General features: G+C 71.1%; 14 protein-coding genes. 3 read left to right on the top strand and 11 right to left on the bottom strand.

Annotated elements, in window-relative coordinates:
* The first annotated feature begins 22 nt into the window (after nt 1-22).
* A complete protein-coding gene (locus D7X12_RS22410; RefSeq protein WP_120627322.1) occupies nt 23-2,584 on the top strand; it encodes a GAF domain-containing protein in 2,562 nt (853 codons plus the stop codon).
* Nucleotides 2,585-2,593: 9 nt separating this feature from the next.
* Here the strand turns inward: D7X12_RS22410 and D7X12_RS22405 are convergent, their stop codons facing one another.
* The 5 genes from D7X12_RS22405 to D7X12_RS22385 all read right to left on the bottom strand — a co-directional run bounded on the left by D7X12_RS22405 (nt 2,594) and on the right by D7X12_RS22385 (nt 8,741).
* Nucleotides 2,594-3,625, bottom strand: a complete 1,032-nt coding sequence (locus D7X12_RS22405) for a hypothetical protein (protein WP_120627321.1) — start codon at nt 3,623-3,625, stop codon at nt 2,594-2,596.
* Nucleotides 3,626-3,641: 16 nt separating this feature from the next.
* Entirely contained in the window at nt 3,642-4,289 is a 648-nt protein-coding gene (locus tag D7X12_RS22400; protein WP_147443772.1) for a hypothetical protein, read from the bottom strand.
* A 30-nt stretch (nt 4,290-4,319) separates the two neighbouring features.
* Nucleotides 4,320-6,035: a hypothetical protein gene (locus tag D7X12_RS22395; RefSeq protein WP_120627319.1), complete on the bottom strand. Its 1,716-nt coding sequence runs from the start codon at nt 6,033-6,035 to the stop codon at nt 4,320-4,322.
* Nucleotides 6,036-6,058: 23 nt separating this feature from the next.
* On the bottom strand, nt 6,059-6,601 hold the full coding sequence (locus tag D7X12_RS22390) for a hypothetical protein (RefSeq protein ID WP_120627323.1): 543 nt from the start codon (nt 6,599-6,601) through the stop codon (nt 6,059-6,061).
* A gap of 112 nt (nt 6,602-6,713) precedes the next feature.
* Nucleotides 6,714-8,741: a S9 family peptidase gene (locus tag D7X12_RS22385; protein ID WP_120627318.1), complete on the bottom strand. Its 2,028-nt coding sequence runs from the start codon at nt 8,739-8,741 to the stop codon at nt 6,714-6,716.
* 252 nt (nt 8,742-8,993) lie between these two features.
* Between D7X12_RS22385 and D7X12_RS22380 the strand changes: the two genes are divergently transcribed.
* Entirely contained in the window at nt 8,994-10,715 is a 1,722-nt protein-coding gene (locus D7X12_RS22380) for a DUF4397 domain-containing protein (protein ID WP_120627317.1), read from the top strand.
* Nucleotides 10,716-11,301: 586 nt separating this feature from the next.
* Here the strand turns inward: D7X12_RS22380 and D7X12_RS22375 are convergent.
* Both D7X12_RS22375 and D7X12_RS22370 read right to left on the bottom strand, forming a co-directional pair.
* Nucleotides 11,302-14,910, bottom strand: coding sequence for an ABC transporter permease/M1 family aminopeptidase (locus tag D7X12_RS22375; protein WP_120627316.1), 3,609 nt, complete (start codon nt 14,908-14,910; stop codon nt 11,302-11,304).
* Nucleotides 14,907-15,833: an ABC transporter ATP-binding protein gene (locus D7X12_RS22370; RefSeq protein ID WP_120627315.1), complete on the bottom strand. Its 927-nt coding sequence runs from the start codon at nt 15,831-15,833 to the stop codon at nt 14,907-14,909. The genes D7X12_RS22375 and D7X12_RS22370 overlap by 4 nt, the downstream gene beginning before the upstream one ends.
* Nucleotides 15,834-16,111: 278 nt before the next feature.
* On the opposite strand from D7X12_RS22370, the gene D7X12_RS22365 reads away from it, so the two are divergent.
* On the top strand, nt 16,112-18,316 hold the full coding sequence (locus tag D7X12_RS22365; protein ID WP_120627314.1) for a carboxypeptidase regulatory-like domain-containing protein: 2,205 nt from the start codon (nt 16,112-16,114) through the stop codon (nt 18,314-18,316).
* A 37-nt stretch (nt 18,317-18,353) separates the two neighbouring features.
* Here D7X12_RS22365 and D7X12_RS22360 read toward each other — a convergent pair whose 3' ends face one another.
* The 4 genes from D7X12_RS22360 to D7X12_RS22345 all read right to left on the bottom strand — a co-directional run bounded on the left by D7X12_RS22360 (nt 18,354) and on the right by D7X12_RS22345 (nt 21,948).
* Nucleotides 18,354-19,946 (bottom strand): response regulator, encoded by a 1,593-nt coding sequence (locus tag D7X12_RS22360; RefSeq protein ID WP_120627313.1) that lies wholly within the window; start codon nt 19,944-19,946, stop codon nt 18,354-18,356.
* A 225-nt stretch (nt 19,947-20,171) separates the two neighbouring features.
* Nucleotides 20,172-20,753 (bottom strand): hypothetical protein, encoded by a 582-nt coding sequence (locus D7X12_RS22355; RefSeq protein ID WP_147443771.1) that lies wholly within the window; start codon nt 20,751-20,753, stop codon nt 20,172-20,174.
* Nucleotides 20,754-20,778: 25 nt separating this feature from the next.
* Nucleotides 20,779-21,513, bottom strand: a complete 735-nt coding sequence (locus D7X12_RS22350) for a hypothetical protein (protein WP_244224718.1) — start codon at nt 21,511-21,513, stop codon at nt 20,779-20,781.
* Nucleotides 21,514-21,576: 63 nt separating this feature from the next.
* The gene (locus D7X12_RS22345; RefSeq protein ID WP_120627310.1) at nt 21,577-21,948 is read right to left on the bottom strand and encodes a VOC family protein; all 372 of its coding nucleotides are present in this window, start codon (nt 21,946-21,948) and stop codon (nt 21,577-21,579) included.
* Nucleotides 21,949-22,130: the final 182 nt, after the last annotated feature.

Raw genomic sequence — 22,130 nt, 5'->3', positions numbered from 1 at the left:
CCGGTCTCGGTGGCTCGGAGATGTGTATAACAGACAGCGGCAATTCGGGGCACATGCCCCGGAGATTGAAGAACGGCTGGCGCTGCTGGCGGAGGCCTCCCGGGTGTTGGCGGATGCTTCGCTGGAGCCGCCCGCGGTGATGGAGCGGCTGTGCGGGCTGGTGGTGCCGCTGTTGGGGGCGGCGTGCGCCCTGCGGCTGCTCACGGAGGACGGGCTGTGGCTGCGCACGGTGGCGTCGGCGTCGGCGGTGCCGGAGTCGCGGGCGCGCTTCCAGGCATTGCTCTCCCAGCGGGTGCGCGCGGACGAGGGCCTGGCGGAGGAGGTGCTGGGCACGGGCGAGGCGCAGGGCGTGGAGGCGGTGCTGGTGCTGCCCCTGCGGGCGCGGGGGCGCGCGCTGGGGACGCTGACGGTGTGGCGGGACGCGCCGGCGCCGTCGTCCTTCGAGCCGGGGGAGCAGCTCTTGTTGCAGGAGCTGGCGGACCGGGCGGCGATGGCGCTGGACGTGGCGCGGGCGTACGCGGCGGAGCGACAGGCGCGGCAGGCGGCGGAGGTGGCGGCCGGGAGGCTCGCGCGGCTTCAGCACGTCACCGCGGAGCTGTCGGAGGCGCTCACCGCGGCGCGCGTGGCGGAGGTGGTGCTGGAGCAGGGGCTGTCCGTGGCGGACGCGAAGGCCGGGGGCCTGTGGCTGGTGGAGCCGGACGCGACGAGCGCCCTGCTGCTGCGCTGCGCGGGCTGCACGCCGGACGCGGCGGAGCGGCTGCGGCGGATGCCCCTCACCGGGGACGCGCCGGGGACGCGCTGCCTGCGGGAGCTCAAGCCGGTGTGGCTGGAGTCGGAGGACGCGCTGGCCGCGGGGGGTGCGGAGCGGCCCGCGTCCTCGTCGGCGTGTCTGCCGCTGGTGGTGGACGGCCGCGCGCTGGGGGTGCTGGTGTTCACCTTTGGCCTGCCGCACGGGTTCGACGAGGACGAGCGGGCCTTCCTGCATCTGGTGGCGCACCACGCGGCGCAGGCGCTGGCGCGGGCGCGGCTCCTGGAGCGCGAGCAGCGGGCGCGGGCGGCCCTGCGCGAGGCGCACCAGACGTTGGAGGCCATCATCCAGGCGAGCCCCGCGGCCATCATGCTGCTGGACCCCGACGGCACGGTGCGGATGTGGAATCCGGCCGCGGAGCGGATGCTGGGGTGGACGGCGGACGAGGTGCTGGGAAAGGTGTTGCCGGTGGTGCCGCCGGAGCACTGGGAGGCGTTCCGTCAGAGCCTGGAGCGCGCCACGCGGGGCACGGTGCTGGACGGCGCGCCGCTGCTGGGCCGCAGGCGGGACGGCAGCGCGGTGCAGGTGGCGGTGTGGACCGGGCGGGTGCACCCGGCGAGCGGTCCGCCGCAGTGCCTGAGCGTGATGGTGGACATCACCGAGCGCCAGCGCGGCGAGGCGGCGCAGCGCTTCCTGGCGGAGGCCGGCGGGGTGCTGGCGGGGAGCCTGGAGGAGGAGGAGACGCTGGAGCGCGTGGCGCACCTCGCGGTGCCGGCGTACGCGGAGACGTGCGGCGTGTTCCTGGAGGACGAGTCCGGCGGGGTGCGGTGCGTGGCCACGGCGGGCGAGGGCTCGGACGCGGAGGTGCCGCCGCCGGGGCTCGCGGTGGTGGCGCGGGTCATCCAGTCGGGGCGGCCGGAGACGCGCTCGGGGCTGTCGGAGGGGGACCCGACGTGCGCGCGCGCGGGCGGGACGTGCGCGTACCTGTGCGTGCCGCTGCGGGTGCGGGGGCACACGCTGGGGGCGCTGACGTTCGTCACGTCGCGGCGCGCGTATGACGCGCAGGACCTGGCGCTGGCGCAGGAGCTGGCCCGGCGGGCGGCGCTGGCGCTGGACAACGCGAGCCTCTACCGGGACGCGCGCCACGCCATCCGCCTGCGGGAGGAGTTCCTGTCCATCGCGAGCCATGAATTGAAGACGCCCATCAGCGCGCTGCAGCTCCAGGTGCAGAGCCTGCTGGCGGGGCTGGCGCGTTCGGGGGCGCAGTTCGACCCGGAGCGGCTCAAGCGGGGGCTGGAGCGGGTGGACCGGCAGGTGAAGCGGCAGACGCTGCTGGTGAACGACCTGCTGGACGTGTCGCGCCTGAGCGCGGGGAAGCTGGAGCTGGTGCGGGTGCCGCTGGAGCTGGGCGCGCTGGTGCGGGAGGTGGCCGAGCGCTTCGAGCCGGAGTACGCGCGTTCGGGCACGCCGCTGGAATTGTCGCTGGCGCCGGAGGCGCGCGGACAGTGGGACCGGCTGCGGTTGGATCAGGTGCTCACGAACCTGATGTCCAACGCGCTGAAGTACGGGCGGGGCAACCCGGTGCGCGTGGAGCTGGAGGTGACGGAGGCCCGGGTGCTGCTGCGGGTGAAGGACGGCGGCATCGGCATCGCGACCGAGCACCTGCCGCGCCTGTTCCACCGCTTCGAGCGCGCGGTGTCCGAGCGCAACTACGGCGGCTTCGGGCTGGGGTTGTGGATCGCCCGGCAGATCATCGAAGCGATGGGCGGCCACATCGAGGTGGAGAGCGTCCTGGGCGAGGGCTCCACGTTCAGCGTGGAGCTGCCGCGCGGGTGAGGCGGGCCGTCAGCGGCGGAGGACGGTGGGGAGTCCTTCGGCGATGAAGCCGCAGCCCCGCTGGGGAGCGCGCGGATGCAGGGTGTGGCAGCGCTCCGGGGCGGCGCAGTCGCCGTCGCCTTCGCAGGGCTGGAAGCAGTAGCCGCTGGCCGCGTCGCAGGAGAGGCCCGGGGCACAGGGCGTGCGGTCGTCACAGCGGGCGCGACATTCGAAGGCCTGGGTGTCGAGGCTGGGCTCCGCGAAGCCGCGCAGGCAGTCCTGGTTCGCGGCACAGGGTGCGGCGTCCAGGCATGCGGGGCCCACGAAGGGGTGGCAGGACGGCACGTCGCCTGGAGCGTCCGCGGCGCAGCGCTGGCCCTGGGGACAGGGACGGTCGCGGCAGCTGGGGATGCAGGCGCCTCGCACGCGGTAGGCATTGGGTGCGCACTCGGTGCCGGGGGCGCAGGCGTCCGGGTCGTGCACGTCACAGGGCGGGCCGCAGCGGTCCTGGATGCAGAGCAGGCCCGGGGCGCAGGTGTTCTCCGGCTCGCGGGGAAACGTCGAGCAGTGCTCCCCGGCGAGGCGGTTTCCGGAAGGGGTGCAGCGGCGCAGGGATTGGCCCGATGCGGAGGTGTCCACGGCGTGGCAGGTCTCCCCCAGGTCGCAGTCCGAGGCCTCGTCGCAGAAGCCGCGCAGCAAGCGGCATTCACGGAAGCCGAAGTCCGGGTGGTGCGCGCACACCCTGCCCGGGGGACACGCATCGTCCGCGGCGCAGAGGTCCGTACAGGCGAGCGAGGCCTGGGTGTCGGCGCGGCAGTTGGTGGGGACATCCGGGAGCTGGACGCCGTTGCTCAGGACGACGACACCGGGAGGAAGGTCTCCAGCGGTTCCAGGCTCACCGTCAGGGGTGATGGGGGCCTCGATGCGCAGGCGGACGGGCTGCTCGGACAGGTCGGCCTGGGCGGTGAGGTCCGGTCCCGGCCACGCGAGCCACACGGCGGTGCCCACCGCGAACAGGCACGCGGTCAGGGCGATGAGCAGGGAGAGCCTGCGTGGATTCACTCCGCGCCCCGGTCGCTCATGGGCGCCCGCTTGCGTCGAGCACCTGTTGCATCCACTGCTGGCTCTCCTCGTCCCGGGTCACGAGTCCGTCGAAACGACCCGCGCGCATCATGTCCACGAGGGGGCGGTCCTGCGCGATGGGTTCAGCAGCCGCGAAGGGAAACATCACGGTGGAGCACCGACCTGGGACGAAGTCGGGCTGCTCTGGCAACAGGTCCATGAACTGTGCGAGTTGGGTGAACAGCCACTCCATGCTGGAGGCGACCGGGACCACGTGCGGCTCCTCCTGCACATCGATGTAGAGCACGGGCTGCACGCCTTGGGCATCCGCCAGTCCTGGCACGACGCCGTAGTAGTACTCGAGGTTCGCGACCTGCCCGAAGAGGACACAGGCTGGGAACGGAGTCAGCCCTTGACCGCGCATCCAGGCGTTCACGTCCAGTGCGCCATCCGCACCAGAGCCCGGGCGATACAGCACGAAGTCGCCCAACGTGGCACGCCCTGTCCGCGCATAGAGGCCGGCGAGCATCGGGTCGAGCGGTGCACCGAGCCACTGTGTTCCCGGGGGCGGGGCATCAGGAGCAGGCGGATCCATCCTCACCGGGAAACCGTGCCGGTGGCAGGCCTCCACCAGTCGCGTCCATCCCACTTCGAGCCCGGCCACGTGAATCCCTCCTCTCGAAACGCAGGCGCCTCAAAGGCCCAGCAGGACTTCGACTTCCCGCAGCGCGGCCTTCTGCGCTGAGGACAGGGCTACCGCGGATTTCGACGGATCGTACACGACGTGAAACCACTGTCCGAAGTGCTTGCGGGTGATGCGCGCGACTTCATCCACTTCGCTCGCGGAAACGCTTCTCGGACTCTTCCGAACCAGGGTCCAGACCGAATTGATGCCCGTATGGACCTCACGGGACACGCCCACCAGGTTGCCCGAAACATTGATGTTCCGGAGGGGGAACAAATGCGCGTACTCGAGGGGAACAAGATGGTGCACGGGATACGTCGTCATGAGCTCCGGCCCCAGTGTTCGCGCCAGCTGGGGTTGGAGCACGTCGAAGTACTCCTGCCGTGCCCACTCCCGGAGCTTGTTCTTCGCATATAGATCCTTGAGGGGTGCCCGCAGCCGCTGTTCCATGTCGCGCAGTAGGGCTTGGAGCTCGGCCTTCTCCCCCACCCCGAGCGCGGCCACGCCTTCCGCCTCCGCCTTCATCCAGATTCGCTGGAGCGCCTCGCGCTCCGCGGGCGGCGTCCGGATCAACACCGTGCGGAACCACTGCGCCGCCTTCGTTCCACCCCGACCGAGCACCGAGACCACCGTGGGCGCGACGGCCTCGAACAGCCCGAGCGTGCCCTTCGCGATGAAGCCCCCTACGTACCAGTACGCGAGCTGTTCGAAGGACCAGGCCCCCGCGTAGCGCGCGTTGTCCGCGACCTCCTGACGCCAGTGGCGCAGGATGTCCTCCTGCATCGCCCGGTATTCCCTCGCGATGTCCTCCATGGGCTCGGGTGGCGCGTCGGGCTCGAGCGTCTTCGCCGCCACCACCCGCCAACGTGCCTCGGCCTCGCCGCGCACGTGCCGTCCCTCCAGCTCCACTTCGACGGTGCGGCTCCCCACCGCGTTCCGGAAGGGCAGCAACGCCTGCACCACCGGCATGCGAGTGTCCCCACTCGCGGGAACACGCGGGCGCCCCAGCCCCTCCTGCACCTCGAAGAGGCCCGTATCAACCTCGTCCAGCAACCGCATGCCCTCGTAGTGGAGCCGTGCCCGCTGGCGCACCCGCCCCTCGCGGGAGACCCCCTGGGCGGGCACCAGATGCCGGGCCACCTTGAGCGCATCGGACAGCGCGGGCTCGGACGCCCCTGGCAACGCCTCCGGCACCGTCCTCGCGTGGGGTGCGGCCTGTCCCTGGACCGTCTCCAGGTCGAAGCGCCAGCGCTCCGGGTCGCGCTCCAACGTGAAGCGCAGGCGTCGGGGCTTCACGCCCACCAGCGTGGACAGGCTTCGCGTCAGCTCGCGGGAGAACCCGCTCCAGTTGGCAGTGCTACCAGAACCTTGTCCCCGCACCGTGCGACGGAAGGACAGCAGCGTCAGCGCGCCTCCGTGGGCCTGGTACTCGAAGCTCCACGCCTCGCCTGACACTCCGTGCTCACCCGCGACGGCCCACAGCTCGCGCACCACGCGGTCCGCTTCGGCCTGCCGGGCGCTCGCACCGTCCACGGACGTGGCGCGCTCCAGGGCCCCTTCCTTCGTGAAACCCAGCCCCGCCGCGTCTCCGACGGATGTCCCGCTCCGCTCCACGTCGAAGGCGCCATCGCTCGCGCACGCCGACAACCCGCACACCCCAAGCCATCCCAGCACCGGCAGCATCCGGCGCCAGGACTTCGCCACCGCCACCCAGGAAGGCCCCATCGCCTCCCGAGCCTACGGGGAAACTACAGCGCCAGGAGCAGCAGCGACGCCTGTTCCTCGGGCGAGGCCGCGTAGAAGCCGACCGGCAGCGTAATCACCGTGGGCGGCGTGAAGGAGCGGTCACAGCTGCGCTTGCCTTCGTAGACCCGGCCCTGCTCCCTCGCCTTCAGCCGGTACGTGCAGTCGTGCACGTACACGTTCAGCTCATCCGGCGACAGCTTCAGCGTCACGGGCCGGCTCCAGAAGCCTCCCTTCGCCTCCAGCACCCCGCCCTCCTTCTTCACGTCCAGGTTCACCAGCGATGAGCCGATGTTTCCCTTCACCTCCCCGTCCGCCAGCCGCAACGTCACGGGCAGGTCCGTCACCCGCCCGCGCAGCTCCCCCGGCAACCGGGACACCTGGAACGAGGGACCCGTCACCGTGTCCTCCGTGATGCGCAGGTTGAACTGCCCCCTCGCGATGCTGAAGGAGAGGTCCTCCTGGGCCACCGCGACCGCCCCGCCCGCTCCCGCGAGCAACCCCAGCACCACCCCACCCCGACGCAATGACTGGCTGAAGCGCCTCATGAACACGGTCCTCCGGGGCCCTTCCGGGCCCCCTGTCGTCATCATCGTCAATGTGTAACGTCCACTCCGAAGGAACGTATCGGTCGTACGTACAGTCACCGCGCGAGGAAGGCTACGTTCCGCCTGCCGCCCCGCTCCCCGGCCCTGCGGCCGGGCCCGCCAGGTGCTTCTGGAAGAACATCAGCGCCGTCGTCTGCCCCAGGTCGCGGTTGGCCTTCTTCTGGAAGCCGTGGCCCTCATCCGTGGCCAGCAGGTACCAGACGTCCGAGCCCTTCGCCCGCACCGCCTGGACGATCTGCTCCGCCTCCGACCTGGGCACGCGCGGGTCGTTCGCCCCCTGCTGCACGAAGAGCGCCGCGCGGATCTTCCCCACCGACCCCAGCGGCGAGATGCGCTCCTGCACCTTGCGCACCGCCGGGTCCCTCTCGTCGCCGTACTCCGCGCGCCGCAGGTCCCTGCGGTACGCCTGCGTGTTCTGCAGGAACGACGGCAACGACGAGATGCCCACCATGTCCACCGCCGCCTTGATGCGCTCCGGGAAGAACGCCGCCGCGGCCAGCGTCATGTAGCCCCCGTACGAGCCGCCGTAGACGCCCACCCGCGACGCGTCCAGCTCCGACCTCGTGGCGATGAAGTCCAGCGTGGCGCCGATGTCCGCCAGGCTCTGCTCGCGCTTCACGCCGTCATCCATGGCCCGGTACGCCTTGCCGTAGCCCTCCGAGCCGCGCACGTTGGGCACCAGCACCGCCATCCCCAGCTCCGCCGCCATCAGCTGCACCTGCGGGTTGAAGCTCGGCAGGCTCTGGGACTCGGGCCCGCCGTGGAACACCACCACCACGGGCAGCTTCCCCTTCACGTCCTGCGGCCGGTACAGGAGCGCCGGCACCTTCACCCCGTCCGTGGACGGATAGCGCACCAGCTCCGGCTCCACGAACGTCTCCGGCGACAGCCCGCCCGTCTCCGAGCGCGTCCAGCGCGTCGTCTTCTTCGTGCCCAGGTCCACCATGAAGATGTCCATGGGCACCCGCGCCGACGACAGCGAGAACGCCACCTGATCCGAACGCCCCACCGGGAAGCGGAGCTGCGAAATCACCCCGCGCGGCGTCTCCACCGGCGTGAGCCCCTGCGTGCGCGTGTCCAGCAGGTACAGCCGGCCATAGCCGTCCTCGTTGGAGACCACCGCCAGCTTGCGCCCGTCCGCGGACAGCTCCAGGTGATCCACGTTCCAGCGCACCGACTTCGTCAGCGACTGCGGCGCGGCCGGAGGCGTGCCCGTCAGCGGCAGCCGGTACACCTCCGCGAAGTCGCTGTAGCGGTCCGTGGACAGGTACACGCCCTGCCCGTCCTGCGTGAAGACGGCCTCCTCCACGCTGCCCTTGCCCTCCCGGGGCGTGAGCTGCGTGCGCGTGTTCGTCTTCAGGTCCACCACGCTCAGGTCCGAGTCGCCCGCCGCGCGGTACTGCCGCACCAGCAGCTTCGAGCCGTCGCGCGAGAAGTCCAGCGGCGCCCAGCTCCCCGGCACCTGCGTCACGAGCTTCGCCTGCTTCGGCTCCGCGGTGGGCGCCACGTACACGTCCGTGTCCTTGCCGTTGCGCCCCGTGCCCGCGTACGCAAGCCAGCGCCCGTCCTTCGACACCACCAGCTCCTCGTGCCGGCTCCTGCCGTCCGTCAGCAGCTCCGAGCGCCCCGTGAGCCGATCCAACCGGAACAGCTGGAAGAACTCTCCGCCGCCCTTGTCCTGGAAGTAGAAGACGTGGCGCGGGTCGCCCGGCAGGAAGCGCGCCTTGTTGATGGGCTCCTTCGTGAAGGTGAGCTGCGTGCGCGCCCCCAGCGGCATCTCCACCACGTGGAGCTGGTTCACGTCCGCGAAGCGCGTCGAGATGAGCACCTGCTTGCCGTCGCTGCTCACGTCCAGCAGCTGCGCGGCGCGGGACTCCAGGTACTGCTGGACGCGCTCGGTCAGCTCGGCCGGCACCTGCGGCACGCCCAGCGCCAACAAGTTGGGCCGGCCAGGCAGCGGCGCGATGCCCGGGACGGCCGAAGGGGCCGTCGCGGCGGCGGGCGCTGACTTCGGAGGCGTCGGCGCGGGCGTCTGCGCCGCGAGCAGGGACACGAGGAGCGGAAGGGACGCGAAGGTCATGGTGCCGCGGACCCTACCAGCGCCGCCGCGCACCCCGCCGCGCCGTGGTGCTGCGTGTTGAACACCGGATGGCGCGTGTTCAGCAGCCAGGCCCGTGATGCCCGGGGGTTGCGACGTGCTCCGGTGCACACCGTCGGGGGCGGACAATCCCTTCCGGTGGGGGGTAGCCCCGATGTGGGAGGCGTCCCACCCTACAGGCGTCGATATCGGTGTCGCGCCGCGTTCGCGGCCCGCCGAGGAGGGGACTTCGACATGGCCTGGATGCGGGGGAAGACACTGCTCGTCGTCGCGCTCACTTCGCTGGGCGTGCTCGCGCCCGCGTGCGGCGGAGGCGATGCGGACGACCCCGGCTCGGAGCCCACCCAGGAGGGGCCGGAGCTCGTGCCCCCCACCACGGCGCAGTTCCGGCTCGTGCAGGCCGCGCCGGGCGCGCCCGCGATGGACGTGTACCTCGCCGGCAATCCCACGCCCGTGGCCCGGGCCGTGGCCTATGGCGCCACCACGCCCTACCTCACGCGGGAGCCGGGCGCCGTGACGGTGGAGCTGCGCCCCACGGGCGCGGCCCCGGGCTCGCAGCCCGCCGCGTCCACGCCGGTGGGCCTGGAGGCCGGGACGCGCTGGACGGTGGTCGCCGCCGGCCGGGCCGGCTCCACGGACTCCGACGCGGCGCTGCGCACGCTGCTCCTGCGCGACAACACGGTGCCCGCGGATCAAGGACAGGCCCGCGTGCGCGTCGTCCACGCGGGCGCGGATGCTCCGGCGGTGGGCGTGGACGTGGGCAATGACGGCTCGGTGGAGGTGGCCTCGCTGCGGCGCTTCCAGGACTCGGGCGAGCAGGCCCTGGTGGTGCCCTCGGGCGCCGCGCTCCAGGTGGGGCTCGTCACCGGGGACGCAGGCAAGGTGCTGACGTCGTTCACCGTGCCCGCGCTCGGCTCCGGCACCGACACGCTCATCGTCGCCACCGGCCTCGTGTCCGAACCCGCGCGCGCGGGCGACAGCTTCTCGCTGCTCACCGCGGGCCGTGATGGAACGCTCGCCATCCTCCGGCAGAACCCGACGCTGTACGTGCTGAATGCTTCGCCGGACGCGCCCGCGCTGGACCTCTTCGCCAGCGACCGCGAGCTGTCCAACGCCCTGCCCTACGGCGCGCTGTCCACGCCGCTGCAGGTGCCTCCGGGCACCTACGCGCTGGACTTCTTCGCGAGCACGCCGGACGCTTCGCGGCCCACGGCGGCTCCTGTGGCCTCGGCCACGACGCCGCTGCTCGTGCCCGGCGAGCGCTACCTCCTGGTCGCCGCGGGCTACCTCACGCCATCCAGCCCCTCGCTGCCCGCGTTCACGCTGCTGCCCCTCACGGAGCGCTTCGCGAACGACCCCGGCAACCTGCGGCTGCGCTGGGTGCACGCGGGGTCGGACACGCCCACCGTGGACGTGGGGCCGCTGGGCTCGGAGCGTCGCGTGCTGCCGGACGCGCCCTTCCTGGGCGTGCCCTTCGCTTCCGCCACCGCGGCGGATGGCCTGCCCCTGCCTCCGGGCAGCACCGTGACGCTGGGCGTGGTGCCCTCGGAGGACGCCAACCGTGCGCCGCGCGCGCTTCAACGTGACGCCCAGGCCAGACACCCGCGTCTTCGCCGTGGCCACCGACCTGCCGGGCGCCGCGCCCGGTGCGTGGGACCTCCAGTTGCTGCTGGTGGACACCGCGCGCACGCCATGGACCGTGAGCGCGCAGCCTCGCGAGCCCTAGAAGGCCCAGCCCAGGTTGACGAGGACGCGATGGGTGAAGGCCCAGGTCGTCTGATGGGCTTTCTCCGCGGGCGTCTCACCCGTCCCGAGCCGACCGCCCGTGTCGTAGGTCACGGCCTGGCGCCGCGCGCCCAGGCCCACGCCGGCCTGCACGGTGAAGCCCGGCTCCAGCACCACGCTGTAGCCCACGAGCGCCGCACCTCCCAGGGACCAGAACTCCGGATCGTTTGAAAGCAGGGAGAAGCCGCCCGAGGGAAGGTCTCCCACGGGCGTGTCGAACGCCTGCCCACGGCTCACCTCCAGGCGTGGCGACACCCAGACCCCCTGGGGCGCGGGGCCCGTCAGGTAGAACCGCACGGCCGCGGCCAGCCCCACCTCGTATTGCGTGGTGTTCGTCCCCTCGAAGCCGCTGGCCGACGGCTCACCCAACCTCAACCGGTCGTGCCGGAAGGACCCGAACACCCCCAGGCCCAGGGAGACGTGCTCCCACACCACGCGCTCCCCCTCGATAGCCAGCTTTGAGTACACCTCCTCCAGGGGCAGCGACAACGACACCACGTTGCGCCGCGCCACGGGGAACGAACCCGTCGTGACGCCCTCCTGCGCGAACACCGTCGTCGACACCAACGACAGCAACAGCCCCCACTTCCGCATCGCCACCATGTGCTGAATCCCCTTCATGAATCCGGCCCCTCGCGGTTCATCGCGGGACCCTTTTCGCAAGGCATGTGCCAGCCCGTGTCCGGGCAAGGCCCCCCCCAGACCGTCCGCTACCGTGACAATACGTCCACGGCGCGCCCTTCTGGCTGTCATCGCTTCACGGCGCGGTGAGCGGGGCCCGGGCCTGCTCGCGGCGCAGCTGGAGGACACGCACGTCCGGATCCACCACCAGTCGCTCCGGCGCGAAGTCCGAGCGCACCGTCACCCGCGCCGCGACTCCCGCCACCGGCTCCACGCGCACCCGGGCCTCGTGGAAGTCCGCTGCCGGATTCGCTTCACCCGGGGGTGAAGCGCCGCGCTCGCCCTTCACCACCGCCACGTCCACGGGCATGCGGCCGGCGCCCACGTTCGTCACCGTCGCCGTGGTCACCCACTGCCCGCCCTCCTTCGTCACCGTCGCGTCGGTGACGCGGTACTCGGGCACCACCACCTCGAAGAAGGCCTGGCGGGTGAACGCGTCGAAGGCCGCCGCGTCCGGCGCGAAGGGGCGCATCACCGCGAGGAAGTCCTGCAGCACCGGGTGGTCCTCGTTGTTCATGTACCGCTGGAGGAAGGCCTGGAGCCCCGCGTGCATCGCGGGCCGGCCCATCAGGTCCTCCAGCATCAAGAACGTCCAGCCGCCCTTCTCGTAGAGGACCACCGTGTCGCCCTCGCGCGAACCGTCCAGCTTCACCAGCGGCTGCTCTCCATCCACGCGCCGTTCCTTCGCGTAGCGCTCCTCCATCCGCCGCGCGTTCTGCGCGCGCGCCTCCGCCCCGTCGAGCTGTTCGATGAGCTTCAGCGCCGAGTAGTGCGACAGCCCCTCCGACAGCACGTTGCCTCCCGGCCCCTTGCCGGGGATGAGCAGGTTGCCCCACCACTGGTGCGCGGCCTCGTGCGCGGTGACGAGCAACACGGCATTCGACTCCGGCGTCGTGCGCGTGAGGAACCCGATGGACTCCGAGAACGTGATGTCCGTGGGGAAGCCCTGCGCGTAGTCATCCAGGCCGGCGAACTCCGACAGCTTCAACTCCTTCCACGGGAACGGGTGGAACCACTCCGAGTAGTACCGGCGCGACGCCTCCAGCCCCCGCGACATCTCCTTCACGTTGTAGCCGTGCTCCGGGTGGTGGAACACCGTCGTGCCCGCGCCCTCCACCCGGGCCCACTTCCCCGCGATGACGTTGAAGAAGCTCACCGGGTGGTCGCTCCTCCACACCGTCGTGCGCCGCCCGTCCTTCACCGTGTCGCTCTCACGCACGCCCACGGAGTTGAGCGTGTACGCCTCCGGCCCGGAGACGCGGATCCGCAAGGGGAACGGCAGGCCGCTGCCCCACGCGGCCTCCGTGCGCCCCTCGTGGAAGTCATCCGGGTACACGCGCGGCTCGTAGCGGTTCTCCTTCGGATCCACGCCCCGCTCTTCCAGGTAGCCCACCACCGGCGCGAACGTGGTCCCCTCGCTCGTGAGCACCGCGCCCGAGGGCAGGATGAACTCGTTGAGTGAACCGCCCGCGCGGGACACGCCGTCCGGCACGCGGCCCTGGTACTGGAAGCCCACCTTCAGCGAGGCCCCGGGCACGAGCGGCGCGGCCGGCGTGAAGACATACAGGCCGGCGCGGTCCTCCGGCGTCACGTCCTTCCCCTCCAACGTCCAGCGCACGTCCGTCCACGCATCGCCACCACTCAGGGCGAACTGTTTCAGCGGCGCGTCGTGCCGGTTCACCAGCGTGTACGTGCCCTTCATGCGAAAGGCGCTCGCCTCCGGCTCCAGGTCCACGTCCAGGTCCACGTCCGCCAGCATGGGCTGCGGCGCGTCCTTCCACGTCGCCAGGTTCTTCTGCCAGTACTGCTTCGCGCGCTTCTTCGCCGCCGCGCCCTGGTGCCCCTGCCCCACGAGCACGCCCAGCCACACGAGCGCCACCGCGGGCACCACCCAGTACGGCGTGAGCCGCCACACCCCGCGCAGCAGCCCCGACGGCTTGAGCGACTCCAGCGTCGTCACGGAGTCCCGCGCGCGCCGGCCGTCGAGGCGCACCGCCAGCGCGATGAAGAAGACCGCCACGCCCAGCGTCGCCACGCGGTTGAGCACCAGCGCGACGCGGTCCACCTGGAACGCGCCCAGGTCGGTCCACCGCACCGCGTCCCACAGCGGCCAGTTCGTCACCCAGGTGAGGTCCTCGCGCACGGACAGGAAGCCCGTGAGCCCCAGCGCGCCCAGCGCCAGCGCGTATGTGCCGAAGCGGCCCCCCGTCACCGCGCGCGCGGCCAGGATGAAGGCCGTCCACAGGAAGAACGTGGGCAAGAGCAGCAAGCCCCACACGAGCACATAGGGCGTCAGCGACAAGGGCACCGTGCCCTGCGACACCTGCACCAGCGTGCCAGCAAGCCCCATGATGCCCAGCAACGCCACCGCGACGAGGCCGTTCGCCAGCGCCTTCCCCAGCAGTACCGACAGGGTCCGCACCGGCAGCGCGTCGTGGATGGGTGAGAAGCCAGACGCCTGCTCCCGCTCCAGCGACTCCACCACGTAGAACATCAACAACAGACACACGAGCACCGACGCCGCGTTCATCGAACGCACCGCGAAGCGCCCCGGCACCAGCAACAACTCCGTGTCGAAGGGGCCCACCGCCGTGGCGGCCTGGGACACCATCTGCACCAGGAGCAGCGGCAGGAACAGGTAGAGCCCCGGCTGCGACAGCAGGCCCCGCGCCTCCGCCCGCGTCACCGTCGCGAGCCCGGCCCAGAAACCCGGCGGCCTCACGACCATGCCCAGCGCGGCCAGGGGGGCTTCCGCGTGCGACAGCGCCACCTGCGCGGGGGGCGGCTCGATGAGGCGGTTGCGCACGGCGCGCGAAGGCCGCACCTTCACCTCACCCCGGAGCGCGCGGCGGAAGTGGCGCTCGCTCCACGCCACCGCGCCCAGGCCCAGGGCCATGAGCATGCACCGGCTGGTGACGAAGAGCGCGTCCAGCCCCACGGGCTGCGTGTTGTAGAAGTCCACGCCCCGGTCCACCTTGATCCACGTCTCCGTGAGCCAGCGGAAGCCGGCCGGATCCAACGCCATCAGCAACTGGTTCACGCGCGGATCCAACCAGCCGGGCGACCACTCCCACAGGAAGAAGACGCAGAGGAAGAACAGGCCCACCGGCAGGAAGTACACCGGCACCGCGCGGCGCGTGCGCTCGCCCATGGCGAAGGCTGCCCCCGTCATGAAGACGATGAGCGGCAGGCCGAACCACAGCGCGGAGCGCACGTAATGCCCCAGGGCGAAGGGGCCCCGGAACTCCGCGGACTCGCCCGCGGGCACGACGTGGTGGAAGAAGACGAGCAGCCCCATCAACACCGCGAGCGCCAGCACGTAGGCGCCCAGCACCGCGAGGAACTTGCCCCACACGTACTCGGCGGGCGTCAGCGGCGTGGTGTGCAGCAGCGGCTGCACCCGGGCCTCGTCGTCGGAGATGACGGACATGCCCGCGCCCACCGACACGAAGAAGCTGAACAGCAGGAAGGTGAGGAGCAGCACCGTCTGCGCGACGGCGAACTCGCTCGTCATCCACGCCTTCTTGCCGCCCACCTCCGAGCTGCCCGACGCGATGGTGACGCTGCCCGACGACAGGCCCCACACCACGCCCACCAGCAACACGAGCAGCACCCAGAACAGCGGGCGGCGCACCTGGTGACGCCACTCCGTGCGCGCCACGCGGGCCAGTCGCGTCAGGTTCATGCGCTCACCGCGGGCGTCTGCGTCGGGACGGCAGCGGGGGCCGTGGGTTCTGGCGCATCCTTCATCAGGAGCAGGTACGCGTCCTCCAGCGTGGGCGTGGTGCGCTCGAAGCCCGGGGGCGTGGGCGTGCCCGGTGGCAGGTGGATGCGCACGCGGTTGCGCCCCTCGAAGAGCACCGCCTGGGTGACGCGCCAGGCCTGCTGGAAGGAGGCCATGTCGGCCGGGGGGACGGTGCCCTCGAAGAGGGTGTCATGGAGCGCGGCCTTCGCCTCGCTGGGGCTGGTGATGGCGACGACGCGGCCCTGGCGGATGACGGCGAAGCGCGGGCAGAGCATGGCCACGTCCTCCACGATGTGCGTGGACAGGAGCACGGTGCGCTCGTGGGCGATCTCCGCGAGCAGCCGGTAGAAGCGCTGGCGCTCCTCGGGGTCGAGGCCCGCGGTGGGCTCGTCCACGATGATGAGCTTCGGGTCGCCCGCGAGCGCCTGGGCGATGCCCAACCGCTGCCGCATGCCGCCCGAGTACTCCTTCACCTTGCGCTTCGCCGCGAACGTGAGGTTCACGCGCTCCAGCAACTGCGCGACCAGTGCCTTCAGCCCTTGCGGCGCGGTGACGCCCTTGAGCTCCAGCAGGTAGCGCAGCATGTCCTGGCCGGAGAGGTACGGGTAGAAGCCGAACTCCTGCGGCAGGTAGCCCAGGTGCGGGCGCAGCGCCTCCGGGTGGCGCACGAGGTCCATCCCGTCCAGCGTCACCTCGCCGGAGGTGGGCTCCAGCAGGCCGGAGAGGATCTTCATCAGCGTGGACTTGCCCGCACCGTTCGGGCCCAGCAGCCCGAACATCCCCCGGGGCACCTCCAGGTCCACGCCACGAAGGGCCGTCACGGGGCCCGGGTACACCTTCACCAGATTGCGCAGGCTGAGCATGTGGCCCTTTCTACGCCAAAGCGGTGCCATGATTTCCGCCGCGAGGGCAGGACCTGACCGCGGGCCTTGCACTCTCACGTTTCGAGAAGGGCCTGTCATTCCCGTTGTATTGCATTGAAGCACGCTCACTGAATATCGTCCGCCCGCCTCCGTCGAGGGAGGCGCTCGCCGCGCGGCGGAGGTCTGCCACCTCCTGCTTCACCCCCCAGCGCGTGAACCGGCCGCGATGTCATGCCGTGTCGAGCGTTCTACCTTCAAACCACTTCTGGAATTGCTCCATGCGCTCGTCGCGACCGTCTCCTTGTGTGTTGTTGCTGGGCCTCGTGCTCACCCTGGCGGCCTGCAAGGGCTCCGTGGAGTCCCCCAAGCCCCTCCCGGATGTGCCCACCACCGCCCGCGTCGCCGGCAAGGTCACGCTGCCGAACGAGGCCAGCTTCGCGGGCATCGAGGTGTCGCTGACGGGCACGGCGCTGCGCACCACCACGGATGCCGGCGGCGCCTTCCTGCTGGAAGCGGTGCCGCCCGGCACCTACGAGCTCACCGCCTCCAAGGCGGGCTACACGACGGTGCGCCAGTCGCTGTCCCTGAGCGCGGGCGACGCCCCCACCCTGTCGCTGTCGATGCAGCGCGCCCGGGGTCGCCTCTCCGGCGCCATCACCCTGGAAGCCGCCAGCACCTCCGCCGGCATCGCGGTGACGCTGATGGGCACCTCCGTGGCCACCACCACGGACGCCGAGGGCCGCTTCGCGCTGGAGGACCTGCTGCCCGGGGCCTACACGCTCCGGGCCGAGAAGGACCTGTTCGTGGTGGGGCGGCAGGAGGTGGTGGTGAAGGCGGCGGAGGAGACCTCCGTCGCGCTGACGCTGCCGCGCATGAAGGGCGAGCTGCGGGGCGGCGTGTCCCGCGACGACGCTGGCGACCTGGAGAACGGCGGCATCGAGGTGTCGGTGACGGGCACGGACCTGCGCACCACCACCAGCGCGGAGGGCCTCTTCGTCTTCACCGGCGTCCCGGCGGGCCTCCAGGAGGTGCGAGCCCACCTGGAGGGCTATGCGGAGGACCGCGAGCCCGTACAGGTCCAGGGGGACCAGAGCGTCTTCACCGCGCTGACGCTGGTGCGGCTGCGCGGCCGGGTGGAGGGCCAGGTCGCGCTGTCGGACGGCGCCAGCGCGGCGGGCCTCACGGTGTCGCTCACCGGCACCACCGCGCTCGCCACCACGGATGCCGAGGGCCGCTTCACGCTGGAGGGCCTTCCCACGAGCACCTACGAGCTGGTGACGCACAAGGAGCGCTACACGCAGGAGACGCGGTCGGTGGAGGTGACGGCGGGCGCGACGGCGCGCGCGTCGTTCCTGCTCACGCGCCTGCAGCCCCCCACCGTGACGGCCTTCTCCGAGCGCGGCGTGCAGGGCGGCCGGCTGACCCTCACGGGTGAGAACCTGGACTACTCGCGGCAACCCTACGACGTGACAGTGGGGGGCGTGGCCGCGAAGGAGGTCCTCTTCCGCTCCAGCACGCGCATCGTCCTGCGCCTGCCCCATGCGGTGTCGCCAGGGCTGCGGGACGTGGTGATGAAGACGGAAGACCCCGCGCGGACGTTCTCCGCGAAGGTGCGGGTGGTGGCACAGACGACGCTGGCGGGCGGGCTGTTCTTCGCGCTGGGCATCAAGCCCGACGACACCCTGGGCTACTACTCCGGCTTCTCTTCCGAGCCGGTGCAGGACGTCCCGGAGCAGGCGAAGACGGGCATCGTCAGCGTGTCCACCGGGGAGAAGGATGCCCTGGCGCTGCGCGAGGACGGGACGGTGGTGGCGTGGGGGCGCAACAGCGACGGACAGAGCAACGTGCCCCAGGGACTGTCGGGCGTCATCGCCATCGCGTCGGGCTTCGATTTCAACGTGGCGCTCAAGGACGACGGCACGGTCGTCGCGTGGGGCGCCAATGACGGCGGCCAATCCACGGTGCCGGCGGGGCTCACGGACGTCATCGCCGTCTCCGCGGGTGCGTACCATGCCCTGGCGCTCAAGGCGGACGGCACGGTCGTCGCGTGGGGCTACAACACCTACAACAAGGCCACGGTGCCCGAGGGCCTCACGGACGTCGTCCAGGTGTCCGCGGGGCGCAACCAGAGCGCCGCGCGCAGGGCGGACGGCAGCCTCGTCGTGTGGGGCTACCCGCCGGTGGGCACGCCCCTGCCGCAGGGGCTGACGGGCGTGAAGACGTTCGCGTTGAGCCGCAACTCGGAAGTCTACGGCCTGGCCGTCACGTCGGACACGAGCGTCATCGCGTGGGGCGAGGCCGATGACATCCTGGGCACGGGCGTGCCGCCGCCAGTGCAGGCGAACGTGGTGGCCCTGGTCGCGGGTCCGGACTTCGCCTCGCTGGCGCTGTACCGCGATGGCTCCGTCGCCGCCTGGGGACTGAGCGCGGGCAGCTCCCTGGAGTTCCCGCGCGGGCTGGTGCTGCGCGTCCCGGTGCCCTGAGCGCGGCCCGCCGCGGCGACACGGAAGGCCCGGGCCGTCACGCGCTCTTCGCGCGTGCGGCCTGCCGTCGGGGCGCACCGCGCTTCACCGGGCCCAGCTGTGCGAGCACGCGGCCAATCTCCACCAGCTCCACGGGCTTGACGAGGTGCAGGTCGAAGCCGGCCTGCTCGCTGCGGACCCGGTCCTCCGGCGCCCCGTAGCCCGTGAGCGCGATGAGGTGCGCGTCCGCGGCCACGCGGGTGCGCAGCTCCTCCGCCACCTCGTAGCCGCTCAAGCCCGGCAGGCCGATGTCGAGGATGATGACGTCGTAGGCGCCCGGGGTCGCCATCGCGAGCGCCTGGTGGCCATCCGACGCGACCGCGACGGTGTGGCCCCACATCTGGAGCATCTCGCTCAGGCCTTCGCGCGCGTCGGGGTTGTCGTCGACGAGGAGGATGCGCCACTCCCCCTTCCGCATGTCGATGCGCTCGGGGACGGCGTCGGGCCGCGCTGGCTGTGTGGCCTCCGCGAGCAGGGGCAGCGTGACGGTGAACGTGCTGCCCCGCCCCGCGCCTTCGCTGAACACCTCCACCTTGCCGCCGTGCTCCTCCACGAGGTGGCGCACCAGCGTCAGGCCAATGCCCAGCCCGCCCCGGCTGCGCGCGAGCCCCGTGTCCAGCTGCGCGAAGAGTTCGAAGATGCGCTCCTGCTCTTCCACGGGGAGGCCGATGCCGGTGTCCTGCACGGTCACGCGCACGCGGTGCTCCCCGTCCAGGTGGGCGCCGACGGTGACGACGCTGCCCTCGGGTGAATACTTCGCGGCGTTGTCCAGCAGGTTGGTGAAGACCTGCTCCAGCCGCGTCCGGTCGCCGTCCACCCAGCAGGGCTCGGCAGGGAGGGATTCGCGCATGACGAGCCCGCGCTCCTCCATCACCGGCCGGGCGGCGGCGAACGCGTGTTGCAGCACGCTGTTGAGGTCCAGCCGGCTGCGGCGCAGCGAGTACTTGCCCCGGGTGATGCGGCTGACGTCGAGCAGGTCGTCCACCAGGTGGCGCAGGTGGTTGACCTGGCGCTCGATGATGGAGCGGCGGCGCTCGTCCGCTTCGGACAGGCCGTTCGAGTCCTTCTGGCCGAGCATCTGCACCGCGACGGAGATGGCGGCCAGGGGGTTGCGCAGCTCGTGGCCGAGCATGGCGAGGAATTCGTCCTTCTTGCGGTCTGCTTCCTCCAGGCGGGCCGCGTTGGCCAGGGCCACGCGCTCCACGTGGCGCAGGCGCAGGACACTGCTCACGGTGGCGATCAGCTCTTCGGGGTCGAAGGGCTGGGTGAGGTAGACGTCCGCGCCCGCGCGCAGGCCGATGACCTTCTTCTCCGCCGTGATGAACGTGGCGGAGGTGTGGATGATGGACATCTCGGACGTGCGCGGATCCGCCTTGAGGCGCCGGCACACCTCGTAGCCGCTCATGTCGGGCAGCTTCACGTCGAGCACGACGACGTCGGGGTGTCCTTCGAGCGCGACCTGCAGGGCCTCGCCACCGGTGGCGGCCTCCAGCACGCGATAGCCCGCCTGGCGCAACGAGAAGGTGCCCAGGTAGAGGCTCGCGGGCGTGTCGTTGACGTGAAGGATGGTGGCGGCAGCGGTGGCGATCACGAGCGACTTTCCCGGGGAGAAGACCGACCGGTTTCTACCGTGCGCAGGAGTGCGCGCGAACTTCGACCCGGACGGTTTAGTCATCCTCCAACGGGCCCTGTACCCGGGGCCATGATGAGTGTTGGGGCGCGGACACGGTTTCCGCCTGCTTCCCTGGAGGACAGGCGACCAGGTTCAGTGACGCACCCTCAGGACGCGCACACCGGGAGTACGGAGCAGCGAAATCTACGGAGGACCTGCGGGCGTCGCGCCTGCATCCGCGCTTCCTCCGTCGCGCAGGCCTTCAGGCCAGGGCCGCGAGGGGTCGTTCCAGACGGAGTCCAGCGCAGGAGCCACCCCGGGTTCCGCGGGGACGGCCTGGGAGTCTCCAGAACCTGCGTCCGCCGGGGCCTCCGCCATGCCGTCCACGACACGCCGTCGGATCCGCCCATCCCGGCTGATGGCGTACCAGGCACCTGAGTCCAGCGCCGGGTAGGTCTTTCCGCAGGCCGCGGGCTCCTCGGAGATGTGGATGAAGAAGAGGTCTCCCCGGCGCGTGGCCAGATACCGCTGGGACTCCGGCCGGTCCTGACAGGGCACGTCCTTCGACGCCGGTGGCAGGAAGTCGTTCGTGGCGATCATCAGCGCCTGAAGCAGCGCGCCCTCCAGCACATACGGGCGCTGCTCGGGCTGGAGCTCGATGACGGAGTCGTCCGTGAACTCCGGGAAGACGATGGACCTGTCGTCCTCCACGAGCACGGGCGGGGTCCGGGGACCCCGCACACAGCCCATGAGCAGGGCGACCATCAGGAGACGGAGCTGTCGCATCGTCATCGGGAGTCCAGGGCAGTGCTCATCGGCGCTGCTTCTTGTCGAGGCGATAGGTTGTCGTGTTGATCCAGGTCACCGTGCCCAGCGTCTCGCGGTCCCACCCCTTCGCGGCGCGGGTCCACTTCAGCATGTCGCGGGTCGCTGGAACGTACTGGTAGAAGCCATCGCATGTAGGGTGCTCGGCGTCTCTCGCGTTCGAGAAGAAGGCGATGATGGACAACAGCACCTTGCTGTCCCGCGTTTCGATGGCCCAGGCATGCACGCGCGCCATCTCATCCGTGAAACGGAGGTCGCCAGGAGAAGGTGGCCCCCCGAACGGATGGTTGTGCAGCGCGAAGATGTACTTGAGCTCGCCCGGCGCATAGCGGGCGTCCGCGACCGTCGAGGGCAGGATGCAACTTCGCTTGCCCGAGACCAGGTCGTCTGGCGCGGCTCGATCCGTCAACATGCTCATCTCGTAGAGATGATCCGGCGTGTAGTAGAGCCAGGCGCAGTATTCGGTCGACGCGCGAAAGGCGAGGCGCGGGTCCTGATGCCGCAAGTGCGCCGCGACCGCGTTGGGCTTCGAGAGGATGAACGGACACGCGGCCTGCAGCGCTTCGGAGAACGACGGAAAGGGGCCAAAGCCAGGCAATGGCCCGGAAATGGGCGTCGTTGGAGGCGCATTCGCCTCCGGCCGCCACACGCCAGGACCTGGACCTGCGGGCGAGCATCCCGCCAGGGCCATGAAGGAAGTCAGCAGGAACCCGCGCTTCATGACATTCCCCATGGACGCGACCGAGCGTAGCAGTCCCGAGGCCCTGGCGAGGACCTCAGTACATCAAGGCTCGGTCCACACCGCCAGCTCGTTGCCCGTGGGGTCCGCGAACTGGAAGCGCTTACCGCCGGGGAACGAGAACGTGTCCTTCGTGATGCGCCCTCCGGCCTCCAGCACCTTCGCGTGCGTCGCCTCCAGGTCCTTCGAGTAGAGGACAATCAACGGCCCCCCCTTCGCCACCGGCAACTCCACGTCGAAACCCCCGTTCAGCCGGCCGTCCATGAAGCTCGTGTAGGCCGGGCCGTAGTCCTCGAAGCGCCAGCCGAAGACGGCGCCGTAGAAGCGCTTCGCCTCCGCGATGTCCTTGGCGGGAAGCTCGATGTAGTCGATGCGGTGGTGCTGCTCTGCCTGCTGCGGGGCGGTGGACGTGGACATGGCGGGACCTCTCCCTGGTGAAGGAAACAGCCCCTACGTTACGCATCCGCCTCGCCGGAGGATTGTACGAATCCGACCTGCGCCTTCTCGCGCGCGTACGCCCCCGGCGTCATCCCCGTCAGCGCCCGGAACTCCCGCACGTGGTGCGCCTGGTCGTAGTACCCCGCCGCCAACGCCAACTC

Origin of the sequence: Corallococcus sicarius (genome assembly GCF_003611735.1) — a bacterium.
In the GTDB taxonomy this organism is placed as follows: Bacteria; Myxococcota; Myxococcia; order Myxococcales; family Myxococcaceae; genus Corallococcus; species Corallococcus sicarius.
This window is presented reverse-complemented; position numbering and strand designations above follow the sequence as displayed.